Below are 14,536 nucleotides of genomic sequence, written 5' to 3' on the forward strand. Positions count from 1 at the left end.
TTCGGTTTTTAAAACAAGCACCCAACATCATATAATTTACAATCAATTACATTATGAAAAAGAAAACAATTTTAAGATTAATATTAGGTATAATTACCACGGTATTTATAATGGCATTATTATTTTATTTTTTCCTATTCCCAAATCCATTAAACATATATGAATCTAATTCCCTAAAATGGATTCCTATACTAATTTGTGTCATTAGTTTATATGTTAGCGGATATATAAACAAAGAGACACCATCAAAATTTCTAGTGTTTTTGTTCTTGCCATATTTTATTTTTCAATTATTCAATTTTACATATTTTCCATTTATTTTAATTTTAGTTGTTACAGGAATATTAACCTTAGTAGTTACGAGAAAGAATCAAACTAGTATATATAAATTATCTAGTTGGGCTGGAATTATATGTATTATGTTATTTCACTTATTTACTCAACCTTTAATTATAGAAGAAGAAGGTTTTGGTTATGACGATACCGGTGAATTAATAAATGCCAATATTTTATGGGATTTTTCTGAAGAGGAAGTTTTAGTGCTCCCAAGTCATGTGCTCTTGGATCAAGACAATTCGAGTTTTGATATGATAGATATGAAAGGGAAAACACATTTTGTAACTTTCTGGGCTACCTGGTGTTCTGGGTGTATTGAAAAAAAACCAGATCTGGAAAAACTGAAAGTAGCCTACCAAAACAACCTTGACATAAAATTTATTGACATTTCATTTGATGACATCGAAAAAAATAAATGGTCTAGATATTTAGAAATTAAAAAACCATTTGGGCTACAGTTAATCTCAAAAAGCCAAAAAAAAACCAGTAGAGCATTGAATTTTGAAGGTATCCCAATGTATTTTATTGTTAACCCTGATGGCACTTACAAAGAATATAGGTCTTTTGATGTTGCACAAAATGTATTCAAAAAAAAAATTAATCAATAATTTATTAATGGTGAACATTAAGTCACAGATAAAATTTATATTAAATAGTGCAGTAAGCGTTGAATCTCTTGGTTTGGCGATAAAAAAACCAAATTTTGTCAGTATATCATTGTAATCGTAGAGAGGATTTTATCAGCTTTTATTAAGAAATAGCAAACAGAATAAAAATCTAAAGAATGAAAAATACATATTTTATTTTGACACTTGTATTTGCACTATTTTTAAATGCCTGCAATACTAAAAAACAAAAAGTAAACGATCCAGATTTTCCACGCCTAGAGGATCCCTTTTTTGGACAAAAACCACCAGGCTTGATTCCTGAAATTTTTGCTCCCCGCATTATTTCTGCAGAAAACAGCGAGCAAGCAGCTATTTTTTCACCCGATTTAAATGAGGTCTATTTTCGCAAATACGATGAGGGATTAGAAAACGATGCCTTGGTTGCCCTTCAATATAAAGATAATCTGTGGACCGAGACTTTTGTGGTACCCAGAGGAGAGATTTCTCCTGACGGTCAGATTCTGTACATAGGAAACGAATATAGGGAGCAAACCCCTTCTGGTTGGTCAGAGGTAAAAAGTCTTAGTGCACCGTTTGATTCTATTCCCATTATGCGTCTTACGGCTTCATCTAAAGGGACTTACTATTTTGATGATGTGTCATCCATTGGTGATAAGCCGCCTATAGTATATATTCGTTATTCACGATTAATAGACGGCATACGTGAAAAACCGAGAACATTGGGCATTCATGCGGGAACAAATTTGAAATTCCACCCATTCATCGCTCCGGATGAGTCCTACCTCATATTTGATAGTAAACTAGAAAAGGGCAATGCTGATATATATATTAGTTTTCGTCAGAAAGATGGTTCATGGGGCGCTGCAATTAAGTTAGGTAACAGGATAAATACAGAACTCTCAGATGTTTATGGCAGCGTTACATCAGATGGGAAATACTTTTTCTTCACACGGACTCTTAGCAATGGCAAGAAAAATATAATGTGGGTAGATGCAGGATTTATTGAAACACTAAGACCAAAATAGAGCGCAACTTATAGAAAAGGTCTAGCAGACCTTTTTTACTAACACCTATAAATTATTCATTTTCAAGGATTGATTTAAGAATGTTCAATTCATCAATATTGCTAGTTCGTTCGTAAATACTTTAATCAGAACATTAATGAAATGAAAATAGTTTAGTTATGTGAATTTGAGTAATTATCAAAAATTCTTTTACGGATTCTGCTTAGTGATTGTGGCTCCATACCAAGGTAGCTTGCAACTTGGTGATGTGGAACTCTATTAAAAAGAGTTGGTCTGGTTTCTAGTAAATTCAGGTATCTTTCTTCTGGTGAGGATGATATGAAAATACTCCATTCTTCTTTCGCTTTATTCAATTTTTCTACTGCTATTTGTTGAAAAACAGCATCCAGTCTGGGAAGTGCTGCTCTTAATTCTTTTTCAAAAGCTTGATTACTTACAGTTAAAACACAATCTTCACTACAGGTCCAGAAATGTTTAGATGGTGAGCCCTTTCCGTCATGAGCAAATGGTGCAAAAGTATCTCCTTCCGTAAAGAAAGCTGTTGATTTTTCTACTCCTTCCTTAATCAAATACTCTCTTACACATCCTTCCACGACCATATAACACTTGCTTGGAATTTGACCCTCTCTTAATAAAACTTCATCTTTTTTGAATTGTTTAACAATCGTTTTTTCGACGATAAGATCAATTTCCTTTTCGTTCAGTATGTTTGCACAGCTTACTATCGCTCTAACTTTTTCCTTTAATTCCATAGTGTACTTTTTCAACTATCCACACAGAAGTATGTTTTAAGAATGATTCTGATTTAGCTTAATTTACAAATAAGATTCTATAGTTGCAAATATAGATTTTTCAAATTGATGTATTATTTATTAACTAAACGATTCTATAAGACAAATGTTACTACCAGCAATTTATTTTCCATGCTCTAAAATGATATTAGAATCAACACAAAGAGAAACTTTCCATCCTCCAAGACGATTGTAACTTAAGTTAATGATAAAGCTCTTGTTGTAGTTTAATTTTGCCCCAATTAAAGCATCATTTACAATGAATAAACAAGCTACAATTCTTACTAGACAAATTTTCTTATTTGGATTTGTGATTCTTGTTCTACAAAGCTGTGTATCAGTAAGGGATAGAAGTTTTAAAGAATGGGAAAAGTATGAATGGCAGATAGTAAAAGTAGATAAATCTCAAAACCCTACTTGGAAAATCTATAAACGAAAACTAAAAGGAACAAATTTCTTAGAGTATAAAATTGAAGGAGATGTAAAATCATCTTCAGAAGCTTGTCTTAAAGCCTTTAGAAAAGATATTCATAAACTAGCTAATGGCACAGAAAATAAAAAATACCCAATCTATGAGATTTCAGAGGAGTCTGAAAATAGTATTCTAACTTATGTAATTCACAATGAACCGTTCTTTTTTAAAAACACAGAAATGAGTGTCAGGTATCTGTTTTTCAGCGATGAAGATGGCGGTTTTGGGGCAAGATGGAATGAAGCATGGGAAGAATCTCAGATACAGCCTTCGAAAAAACTAAAACGTGTTGATACTTTTAGGGGTTCTTGGAGTTTCTCACAAATTACGAATAACTCAAGTAAAGCAATCAATAGTGTACAATTTGACCCAAAAGGAATGCCACTTTGGTTAATTAACCCTATGGTGTATAAGTTTTTAAAAGATGGATTGGAAGATATTAGAACAACTTCAAAAGAAATATAAATTAGATGATAAATAATAAAATTAAACCTCAAACGCTACTGTCAACTTTATGGATTTTTGTATTGCTCAATATAATTTTTAGAGACCTACATCAATTTGTCAAATCAGAGTTTATCGAAGAGATAATGACTGGAACTGTCAACGGTATCGAAATAACAGACGAATTAATGTTATTGGGTGGGTTTTTAGCAGAAATACCCATCTTGATGGTGCTTCTTTCTAGAATATTAAGTGAAAATGTAAATAAATGGGCTAACATAATCGCTGGTATAATCACATTAGTAGTATTTGCGACAGGTATACCTTCGTTAGATATCGATGATGCGTTTCATATGGCTATTGAGACTACTGCTATTTTATGGATATTCCGAATTGCATGGAAATTGCCAACTTATGATAATGTTAATAATATTGAATCTCATGCCTAATTTAATAAAGATGAAAGCAGTAGTATGCACTAAATACGGGCCACCAGAAGTTCTACAAATTCAAGACGTAGAAAAACCTGTTCCAAAGAATAATGAAGTACTTGTGAAAGTTCATGCAACTTCGGTAAGTGCTGCTGATTATAGAGTACGGAGTTTTGATATTCCAATCTCTTTCTGGCTTCCTGCTCGATTAATGGTGGGGCTTAGAAAGCCTAGAAAGTCTATTTTAGGGATGGAGCTTTCTGGTAAAATTGAATCTATCGGTAAAGATGTTAAGTTGTTTAAAGAAGGAGATCAAGTATTCGCCGCTAGCCTGCAAACATTTGGAGGTTACGCAGAATTCATTTGTTTGCGTGAAGATGGTCCAATTGCCTTGAAACCAACGAATGCTACTTATGAAGAAGCTGCGGCCATACCTATAGGTGCGCGAACGGCATTTCATTATCTCAAAACAATAGGAAATATAAAATCCGAGCAAAAAGTGTTGATATATGGAGCTTCTGGAAGTGTAGGAACCTATGCTGTACAAATTGCCAAATATTTTGGAGCAGAGGTAACAGGAGTATGTAGCCAGGCTAATTTAGATTTGGTGAAATCTTTGGGAGCTGATAAAGTAATTGATTACGAAAAAACTGATTTCACGAAAAGTTTCGAAAGTTATGATATTATATTTATAACTGTAGATAAATGCCCCTTTAAAGTTTGTATAGAGGCACTTAATAAAAATGGATACTACTTAAACATTGGTAGGCCTATGAAAAGTTTGTCAATGATATGGACTTCAATAAATAGTAGTAGAAAAGTGGTTGTAGGAAAAAATTCACCAGAAACAGCTGAAGCATTAATAATCTTGAAAAGACTTGTTGAAGGAGGTCAACTTCAAATTGTAATTGATAGAAAGTTATCAATTAATAATATTGTCGAAGCCCATAAATATGTTGATAAAGGACATAAAAAAGGAAATGTTGTAATCACAGTAAATGAAGATGTTTCTTAATTCGTTTGTAGCAAAGAAAGGAAGTTAATAAAACAATTTATGATACGCTTAATAACGGATATATCGTTTCATGCAGTCTACAATTTTTTGATGATTTCATTGAAAATAGAATATTTCAAGTTGAAGTTACAAAAAATATGTTTACCTAAAATGAATTCTATTTGAACGATGATTAGTCAAACAGATAAAATTAAATGTAATTAAAATGAAACAAAATAATATAAGTTGGTTAATTTCCCCAATGACATTTTACTCTGTGTTAATATGGTCTTAGCACAGGGTAATATGTCTAAAATTGACGCGAGCTCAATTAAAATCACGATTGATAATTCAATTTTCGAGACTCAGATCATACCAGTATGGAATAATTCATCTAAAAACTCTAAATACAAAAAATGAAGGGACAGGGTTTTCATATGAATATAATCTACCTGATGCATGGGGAATTTGTTATGCATTATATAGAACTTATAAAGGAAGTTTAAACAATGGATATATTTTACTTGATATGAGTGAGCTGTCCAGTACAACTAAAAATATACGCGGTCGGTACAAATTTTCAGGATCAGATATTGATCAAACGAAAGACACTCTTATCATTGCCGTCTCCAAGTATAAAAAACAACTGAGTGCAGAAATAGAGAAATTTGATAATGGCCAATTAGTAATCCGAAACACTTTACAAATAGTCAAAAACATTAAAAAATGAGAAAAAAACTAAAAATTACAATTGTTACAATAATTTCATTTGTTCTATTCCTCTTGGTGCTTCTTTCTATTCAATATTCACCTACCTATGTTTATCGACTTATAACAATGAATGTAGCCGATGTTTATGATTATAAGAACTTTGAAAATCACGAGATTCAGGGAGCAAAAAGCACCAATACATTCATTTCTCAGCCTAAAGAGAAATATGTTGAGTCACTATTTGAAGAACTAGTAACTAAAACTGGATTTAATAGTTTTGAAGAATGGGCTATTGAGTCTCAAACTACGGCCCTTATTGTTATAAAAAAAGATACAATCATTTATGAGAAATATTTTAATGGTTTTAGTAGAGATTCCTATTTTCATTCTCAATCTATGGCAAAGTCGTTTATATCATTTTTAATTGGAGCTGCCATTGATGATGGCATAATCAAAAGTGTAGATGACCCAATAACAAATTATATCCCTGAGTTAATAGAGCGAGATTCAAGTTTCAAAAAAATAACCATCAAACATTTACTTGAAATGCGTTCTGGGCTCAAATACAATACCAGTCATATACCCTTCACTAATATTCATTCTCCTTGGCATGATGAAGCAGTTGGCTATTATCACCCTAATGTTCGAAAGTTGCTACTTGAAAATGTAGAAATTTCATCTGAACCAGGAAAAGATTTTCAATATTCTAATTACAATACAAGCTATTTGGGTTTGATTCTTGAAAGAGCTACTAACGTAACTGTATCCAATTATTTGGAGCAGAAACTGTGGTCAAGAATAATGGAATATGATGCGCTTTTTTCCATAGATAGCAAAGAATCAAATTTTGAATATATGCCAAGTCGTTTGATTGGCCGAGCGATTGATTATGCACGTTTTGGTCAGCTTATGCTTAATGAAGGAAATTGGTATGGCAATCAGATTATATCAAAAGATTGGATTCAGGAATCTACCCAAGAAAACAAATCCATTTCCCGTGATATTTACCCAAAATGGTTTGGAAGAAGCGAAAAAAGAATTTACTATAATTACCAGTGGTGGGGTCATGCAAATAAAGATGGTACTTTCCATTTTTATGCAAATGGAAATCTTGGTCAGAATATTTATATTATCCCTCATAAAGAAACTGTGATTGTTCACTGTGGTAATTCACTGCAGTATTATAGTGGTGATTTTGATTTATGGAATGTTGCTTTGCAGTTGAATTAGAATTAAATATCTCATGAGACTCAAAATAAAAACTGGCTGCAACAAGTTTATAAAACTTAGCTAGTAAATGATTAATCGAAAAGCGTAAGCATATTTACTAAGTCCGCCAAATTTAAAAATTTGGCTTTAAAATAGAAAAAGTAAAACAAAATATAAAAATTCGGCTCTGTACTAATCCGAAAAGCTAGCGTCTTTTCACGCTACGTATCATATACAAACCGTTAGCAAATATTAAAAATTAACTATGAGATATATTTATATATTATTTTTACTGATAACTTTTATTAGTTGTAAAAACAATACCATTTTATATTTTGACCAGGAACCACCTTCTACAATTCCTAAATTATTTGCACCATCAATTGTTAATACTGATAATATCGAACTTAATATAGTTTTCAATACTAACAATACAGAAATGTTCTTTTCAAGAATTGTGGACAATAGTTTTGTTATTCATCATTCCGAATTGACTAATGGCAAATGGTCTGACATTAAGCCCATTAAAATGTATGACGATAATGTGCTAGTTTCAGTTGCTTGTGACCCCACAATTACCAAAGATGGAAAAACAATGTATTTTCTTGGTGTAGACCCTAAGCTTTACAAAAATGATGTTACTCGGGAAGAACTTTATACTATACCTCCAGACATTTATAAGAGTAAAAAAGTGAATGGCAAATGGGAATTAGCCTCTAAAGTGGATTTTTTAGTTTCGACAGAATACTTAGAAACCTATCCTGTTGTTACAGCAGATGGAAGTTTATATTTTCGTTCAAATAGACCAAGTGATAAAGGAGGAATGAATACATATCGTGCACAATATTTAGGAAACGAAAAATTTAAACCGCCTGTTATCATAAACACTAAGACAGAGAAAAAGGAACTAATAACTTATGTTTCACCTGATGAACGGTATGCAATAACTAATGGACAAGGTAAATTTCAAATAACGTTTAATGATAATGGTGAATGGACAAAACCCAAAGAAACACCATTAAAATATGAAAGCAACTGGCGCTATTATTGTCCGTATATGTCTTCTGATGGAAAATATTTTATTTATTCAAGAAAATATAATAATCCTGAAAAAAAAGGATGGGCAGGTGTTGAAAAAGGAGAAGTTTATTGGGTAAACGCTGATGTACTCTTCAATGCAAAAAAAGAATAAAACATTTGCTAACAGTTTGTGTATTGCATATGCACCCTACGGGATGCAAACGCACCATACAAGAAACGTTGTACATAATGTAGACTCGAAACTTGTAACAAAAACTATATTTCGACGACTTATACAAAACTTTTAAAAATGAAAAAAATAATTTGCCTTTTACTGTTTATTCTTGGAGCTTCTACTCAAGTAACTAGCCAAGAAATACCATTAAATCCACAAAACAACCCTGCAGATATGAATTTGCTCGAGTCCGGCACTTCGAAAATGTCCTGGTTTATGGTTAAGGATTCTATCGAAATTAAAATAGGAGATGTCCATACCGAAATTAGGAAAGAAAAAGACAGCATATCTATTATAACTACTATAGTTATGAAACAATCACCTAGTAAATGGGTTGACAGTACTGTAATTAGAACGCACAACTTTGAGCCTATTTACCATTCTTCATTCAATCAGCAAAGAGATATGGTTTTAAAATTTGACAAAAAAATAACAGGTTATTATTTAGATAAACAAACTAGCACTAAAACACAGATATCTGAAGAAGCCGACAAGCCCTTTTTTGACAGTAATTTTTACCCTCAACTTATAAGGTTACTTCCCCTAAAAGATGGTTATTCAAACACTATTTCTATTTTTGACTATAGTCCAAAATCAAAAATTGGAGTCATCACAGCAACGATAAAGAATACCGAAAAGTCAACCACGGAATACAATGGAGAGTTAAAAAAGGTATGGAAAGTTGAAACTACAGATGAGATTTCAGACAATTCCGCTACAAGCACTTATTACATTGATATGTCAACAAGAGAAATACTAAAACAAGAAATTGATTTTGGTGGTAGAAAAATGATTATGAAATTGGTTGAATAGAAAACACTATGCACAACAAAGTATAAAAATAATAGCGGTTTTGGTGCTTCATTGAAATCGCTTTTTTTCGTATATAGATATGTCTAAAACCGAAAAATAAGTACTCATAAATTCGCTACGTTTCATACACAAACCGTTAGCACAAACTTAAAAAAAACACGATACACAATGAACAAAGAATCATTCCTACGAGAATTTATGGACAAAATTTGGAATAAACAGGGTTTTGAAAAAGTTGAACAATATGTTCATAAAGAATATACAATTCATCTTGACACTACTGACCCTTGGGAAGGAAAAACCTTATCTCATTCCGAATTTAAAGAGCGATTGAAGTTTTCATTCAATTCATTTCCTGATATGAATTTTGAAATAACGTCAGCAATCCCTGAAGAAAACCATGTTGCAATAACTTGGATTCTAACAGGAACAAATCTTGGAATGATTGGAGACTACCCTCCAACTAAAAAAGCTATTAAAACTAAAGGAATGACTATTTATCATTTCAAAGACAATTTGATTAATGGACATACTCAAATTTTTGATAGAATAACGGTAATGAAACAATTAGGATTTATGTAATATGAAAACAAAAAAAGAACTTAAAGAAGAATATAAACAAATGAAAATTCCAATGGGAGTTTTTCAAATAAAAAACATAGTTAACAATAAAGTTCTAATTGACAATAGCATTGATATGGAGTCAAAATGGAATAGACATAAAATGGAACTGAAATTCGGTAACCACTGGAATGGTAGTTTCCAAAAAGATTGGAATGAGTATGGAGAGGAAAATTTTGTGTTTGAAGTTTTATCAGAACTAAAAAAGAAAGAAGTAGATAATATAAATTACAATAAGGAATTGAAAACGCTGCAACAAATGGTAACTAAGGAGTTAAATACTGAAAGTATTTACAAATAAAATCTCATGCTATCAAAGGTTTAAATTAATAATAACACCAGTCATTGCTGCCAGAAGGCTTGTGCATTTTTGAAAAGTTGCCAAATTTTTAAAAATAATCAGTAAATTTCAAAGATTTTGCTTGTGTGTTCTTATCGTTTCAATTTCAATAGTTTATGTTTTATGGTCTGTTGGTAACCGCGGCCGTCAAAGCTTAAAAGTGTAATTAATGCCCCTTTTTTACAGCTAGGGCAACAACTAACAACCTTGCAGCTTACTAATGGTTCAAAGCGTTACCCTTGTACATAAGGGACTTGCATCCTCTATATGAATTGTTTACCTTTCAGCAAATAAAAGATGTCTATACTGGCGCGCGCGCGCAATACATATATAAAAGAATAGGAGATACAGTAGTAAATTCAAAGTTTTTGGCACGCATCAAACTTTGGTACTTAACAGAAAGTTTGGTGCTTCTAAATCGCCTACTTTTCATAGCCTAGCCATTAGCAATAATTAGATATAAACTTGAAAAATTACTTATCATCATTTTATAATATCCGTGAAGAAATTCTAGAAGAATACATTTCTTATTGGTCAGAATATTCAATTCCAAAAAAATCAATAATTACCGAATGTTATAGAACCGAACACTTCCTCTATTTTGTGAAAGATGGAATTCAAAAGTCATACTACTTAAATGAAGGGAAGCAACATGTTATGTTTTTTGCATATGCACCTTCATTTAGCGGAATAGTAGAATCTTTTCTTACGCAAACGCCTTCCAAATATTGTCTTGAAGCGATTACGGACAGTACATTTTTACGAATACCTTATACTAAACATGCTCAGTTAATAAAAGAAAATAGGGAACTTGAAACCCTATTTAGAATAATCGCAGAACAGTTTTTAATTGGTATTATAGAAAGACATCACCAATTAATGGCTTTCAACGCAGAAACTCGTTTTAAAAAATTCGCAAAAAGAAGCCCACACATGCTAAATATGGTTTCTCAAAAAGATATTGCTTCCTATTTACGAATCGACCCCACAAACTTCAGTAAATTAATCAATACGGTTAAAATTTAGAAAATCTTGGTTTTTACCAAGAATAGAACCTTTAATCTGTTGCAACTTTGTCTCATCATAATAAAAAACAAAATGATGAAATTATTTAAAAAAGCATTTATTATTGGATTGACTCTATTCTCAATCCATAGCAATGCGCAACAAATTAAAAGTACCACTATGACAAATCAAGAAATTGTAACCAAGTTTTTAAATGGGTTTAATAACTCTGAAGAGATTCAAGAATCTTTGGCTTTATTAGCAGATGACTATAGGTTTAAAAACCCAATGATAGAACTCAATTCTAAAGTAGAATTTATCGCATTAGCCAAACAAATTGGTGCTGTAATTACAGGAATAGAGATCATTAATATTGCAAAAAATGGGAATTGGATAGCCGTTTCCTATAATTTTAAATCATCCGTAAAAGGTTTGGAGTCAAACACAGGAACTGAGTGGTTTAGAATTGAAGATGGACTTATAAAGGAATCAAATTTGATATATGACACTGCTGAATGGAGAAAGTTTTATGAGCAAATGAAACAATAAAAACGACTTCCACGAAAGCATCACATCCACTGAATAGAATTCCGCAAAGATAATTGAGCTACTGCATCAATTGATATATCTATTCGTTTGATTATAAATAAAAATGAAATCTATTTACATAGAAGAAAGCTATCTCGTGAATTATAAAGCGATAATGATATATTTAACTAAGTCAGAATATATCGTAAAATATACTTTTGTCAATAGCCAAAAAAATGTGCAATATAGAGTTAAAGGAAAAAATTAGAGCAATAGTAAGCTGTGCTAATATGTTAAACGAAAAGGAGATTGAACTTATCGTTGAGAAAATGATTATCAAACAATTTAAAAAAGGTGAGATTTTATTGAGAGAAAGTCAAATTAAGACCAAGTGTTTTATGGTCATAGAAGGTTGTGTAAGAGAGTATTTGATTAAAGACGGAGTAGAAAAATCAACAGCTTTCTTTACCGAGGGAGATACATTTACTCATTTTACTCATGACGGAAAAGGTTCGCCATCTAAGCATTACAGGGGATGTGGAGAAGATTGTGTACTCACAATTAGTAATCAAGCTTTTGAAAAAGAATTAAGAACAGTACTTCCTGGGTTAGATGCTGTTCTTCAGAAAATTGCAGTAGAAAAATTGAATAAAGCAAAAGCAGAATGGAGTTTTTTCATATCTTTTTCACCTGAAGATTGATACCTAAATTTATTAGAAACTAGATCCACTCTATTTAATCGAGTACCACATTATCAAATTGCAAGTTATCTTGGTATGGAACCACAATCACTAAGCAGAATTCGTAAAAGAATTTTTGATAATTACTCAAAATCTTAGACAAACTCAGTTTCTTTCCAGTGATAATTTCCATATTGATTATTCTAAAAAAAATTAGCGACTAAATGTATTAGAATTTAGTCCACGGTTATTAAGTCGAATCCGCGAATGATTAATGAATAAAACAAATATGCTTATTAACTTAAGTGAACAATTTTATTTATCCAATCGCTTTCCTTTGCAATTAAATAAAAAGTTATAAAAATGATGAAGAAAGTGGAAGAGGCTTATATCAGTAGACAAAATAATGTGTTTATGGTTGAGAAAAAGACGTGTGCTTTAGATACTAACAATTCCAGGGCTCATTCTCCTTTTCAATGGGTATTCAAGATTGAAAATAGTAAAGAAATGAGAGACTTCCTGAGCTCTCTTAAGGATTCTCTACAGTTTTTAGTGGATAACTCTAAATTCCAGTTCGTTTCATCAAGGTGGGAGGACGATACTGAATCCACATCAATTCCTGGATACTCAATTTCCCAAACCAATAACGATGGCATTATGTATCAGTTTTTTGAAGATAAAAAAACATACGAAAAGCCGCCAAGTGAGTTATTTAATGACAAGAGAAGATTTTCAAAAATTCTCCGGAAGCAATTTCCTGGTTTTATTGCGCATAATCCTTTTTCTAAAATAAAAAAGTTGAATATCCCAATTGTTTTGGTAACTATTCATCACTATGTCAAGTATGGAGAATTCTCTATCGTTTTCTACATGGATCACACTGTTTTTGATACATACTCAGCTAATATTTTTTTTAAATTATTGTCAGAAACGTGTGAATGTATACAAAACACAGAAAAATTGAAAAAAAAGTATGCTGACGTTAATAATAGACTTTCCTTTTCACACACTCTAAATAATAAGCAAATATTTGATAAAATTAACTCAGACAAGGAATTGTCTGAAAAGGTGAACGTCTACAATCCGAACCTTGGATTTTATTTGGCAAAAATGGTTGTTAACGGTCTACTCTGGGGTGCTGGAATTTGGTTTAGGGAAGTTAAGTTTCGATTAAATCGGCGAGAAATCGATAAAATCAAAAAGTCCTATAACAACGATTTTAGATGGTGTTCTAGTTTTGAAGTGATGTTGGCTATGGTTTATATGTCAATGTATCAAGAAGATAAAGTGATTGGGTTTAATTTGATTGTTGATATACGTTCAAGAATGAAATCAGATGAAGGGAATGTAGTATTAGAAGATTACTATATTGGAAATGGAGCTTCTGGCGTTGAAATTCATGAGGTTCAAATCTATCCTCATGATCTATTCAAAACAATTGAATCAATTCATTCCGCTATCCGTGCAACATTGAAAGATCAAAAAGTCTACGACAACTTTTATGTGTTTGAAGGTGTCAGACAATTTAAAAAGGAAATTGTAAGTCCGATGTTAGCTATGTTGTTGGGTAAATGCAATGATAATTTCTTAACAATCAACACCTGGTTCGGCTTCGATACGGAAAATATCACGTATGGTTTGCCACAAAGTAAGGCTCTTTTATTGGGTCATCCATTTATGCCTATCATGAATTATTCCCATTTTCAGGACACGTTTTTGACAACTAATGAAGTGACTTTTTCGACAAATGTTTCGAAAAACATCAAAGTCAGTATTCCAGATCAAATTTCCAAGGCGATTGCTGAGTTTTGATAAATTCAAAAAACGAAAAATAAAGCAAACAAAATTAAGGTAGCTGAAACTTTAAATTTTCGAAGTATGTTAGTTTTTAAAAAATCAACTTTTGGATAATGCACATCTTCTTTTCTAATTTTTCTATAATCAATTGGGTCTTTGCTGAAATCGTTTTTCAACCCTCTTTTATCTCTTCCCATATTTAATATTATTCCGTTATCTTGTTAACAAAAAGCTATTTATTCTTAGAATAATTAATATTATCTAGGTATTAACGGTGTTAACTAGTCCCGTAAAACGAACGTTTTATGGGACAATGAAATTTTCTTTTTAATTTCTATCTAAAGTTTAGGTAAGTGGTAGAATAAATGTGAAGATTCAATTATAATTGAAATAATCTATAAATATAGATAATTATATAAATTTTTATTAGTTTTTTGTATCATTCTCTGCATAAT

General features: G+C 31.5%; 16 protein-coding genes. 15 read left to right on the plus strand and 1 reads right to left on the minus strand.

Annotation, left to right across the window (positions count from 1 at the left end; all coding sequences use genetic code 11):
* Positions 1-53 precede the first annotated feature (53 nt).
* The gene (locus BMY33_RS13085; protein WP_091409220.1) at positions 54-944 is read left to right on the plus strand and encodes a TlpA family protein disulfide reductase; all 891 of its coding nucleotides are present in this window, start codon (positions 54-56) and stop codon (positions 942-944) included.
* A gap of 176 nt (positions 945-1,120) precedes the next feature.
* Positions 1,121-1,990 carry a TolB-like translocation protein gene (locus BMY33_RS13090; protein WP_091409223.1) on the plus strand — a complete coding sequence of 290 codons (870 nt, stop codon included), beginning with the start codon at positions 1,121-1,123 and terminating at the stop codon, positions 1,988-1,990.
* Between the two features lie 152 nt (positions 1,991-2,142).
* On the opposite strand, the gene BMY33_RS13095 is transcribed toward BMY33_RS13090, so the two are convergent.
* On the minus strand, positions 2,143-2,742 hold the full coding sequence (locus BMY33_RS13095) for a Crp/Fnr family transcriptional regulator (RefSeq protein ID WP_091409226.1): 600 nt from the start codon (positions 2,740-2,742) through the stop codon (positions 2,143-2,145).
* A gap of 298 nt (positions 2,743-3,040) precedes the next feature.
* Between BMY33_RS13095 and BMY33_RS13100 the strand changes: the two genes are divergently transcribed.
* From BMY33_RS13100 to BMY33_RS13160, 13 genes are all read left to right on the plus strand, one after another.
* Positions 3,041-3,718: an SRPBCC family protein gene (locus tag BMY33_RS13100; RefSeq protein ID WP_091409228.1), complete on the plus strand. Its 678-nt coding sequence runs from the start codon at positions 3,041-3,043 to the stop codon at positions 3,716-3,718.
* Between the two features lie 5 nt (positions 3,719-3,723).
* Positions 3,724-4,146 carry a DUF6326 family protein gene (locus BMY33_RS13105; protein WP_091409231.1) on the plus strand — a complete coding sequence of 141 codons (423 nt, stop codon included), beginning with the start codon at positions 3,724-3,726 and terminating at the stop codon, positions 4,144-4,146.
* 10 nt (positions 4,147-4,156) lie between these two features.
* Positions 4,157-5,143, plus strand: coding sequence for an NAD(P)-dependent alcohol dehydrogenase (locus tag BMY33_RS13110; protein WP_091409472.1), 987 nt, complete (start codon positions 4,157-4,159; stop codon positions 5,141-5,143).
* A 322-nt stretch (positions 5,144-5,465) separates the two neighbouring features.
* Positions 5,466-5,852: a hypothetical protein gene (locus BMY33_RS13115; RefSeq protein WP_139195651.1), complete on the plus strand. Its 387-nt coding sequence runs from the start codon at positions 5,466-5,468 to the stop codon at positions 5,850-5,852.
* Positions 5,849-7,063, plus strand: coding sequence for a serine hydrolase domain-containing protein (locus BMY33_RS13120; RefSeq protein WP_091409236.1), 1,215 nt, complete (start codon positions 5,849-5,851; stop codon positions 7,061-7,063). Before BMY33_RS13115 ends, BMY33_RS13120 begins: the two co-directional genes overlap by 4 nt.
* 244 nt (positions 7,064-7,307) lie before the next feature.
* Complete coding sequence (locus BMY33_RS13125) at positions 7,308-8,234, plus strand: TolB-like translocation protein (protein ID WP_091409238.1); 927 nt, start codon at positions 7,308-7,310, stop codon at positions 8,232-8,234.
* Positions 8,235-8,372: 138 nt separating this feature from the next.
* The gene (locus BMY33_RS13130; RefSeq protein WP_244543015.1) at positions 8,373-9,110 is read left to right on the plus strand and encodes a DUF3108 domain-containing protein; all 738 of its coding nucleotides are present in this window, start codon (positions 8,373-8,375) and stop codon (positions 9,108-9,110) included.
* A 168-nt stretch (positions 9,111-9,278) separates the two neighbouring features.
* Entirely contained in the window at positions 9,279-9,692 is a 414-nt protein-coding gene (locus BMY33_RS13135) for an ester cyclase (RefSeq protein ID WP_091409240.1), read from the plus strand.
* Between the two features lies 1 nt (position 9,693).
* Positions 9,694-10,032 (plus strand): GIY-YIG nuclease family protein, encoded by a 339-nt coding sequence (locus BMY33_RS13140; protein ID WP_091409242.1) that lies wholly within the window; start codon positions 9,694-9,696, stop codon positions 10,030-10,032.
* A gap of 504 nt (positions 10,033-10,536) precedes the next feature.
* The gene (locus BMY33_RS13145; RefSeq protein WP_091409244.1) at positions 10,537-11,097 is read left to right on the plus strand and encodes a Crp/Fnr family transcriptional regulator; all 561 of its coding nucleotides are present in this window, start codon (positions 10,537-10,539) and stop codon (positions 11,095-11,097) included.
* Positions 11,098-11,172: 75 nt separating this feature from the next.
* Positions 11,173-11,625 carry a nuclear transport factor 2 family protein gene (locus BMY33_RS13150; protein WP_170837074.1) on the plus strand — a complete coding sequence of 151 codons (453 nt, stop codon included), beginning with the start codon at positions 11,173-11,175 and terminating at the stop codon, positions 11,623-11,625.
* Between the two features lie 215 nt (positions 11,626-11,840).
* Positions 11,841-12,305 carry a Crp/Fnr family transcriptional regulator gene (locus BMY33_RS13155; RefSeq protein ID WP_091409248.1) on the plus strand — a complete coding sequence of 155 codons (465 nt, stop codon included), beginning with the start codon at positions 11,841-11,843 and terminating at the stop codon, positions 12,303-12,305.
* A gap of 486 nt (positions 12,306-12,791) precedes the next feature.
* Entirely contained in the window at positions 12,792-14,096 is a 1,305-nt protein-coding gene (locus tag BMY33_RS13160; RefSeq protein ID WP_139195652.1) for a hypothetical protein, read from the plus strand.
* Positions 14,097-14,536 lie beyond the last annotated feature (440 nt).

Source organism: Aquimarina amphilecti (assembly GCF_900109375.1).
Lineage (GTDB): Bacteria > Bacteroidota > Bacteroidia > Flavobacteriales > Flavobacteriaceae > Aquimarina > Aquimarina amphilecti.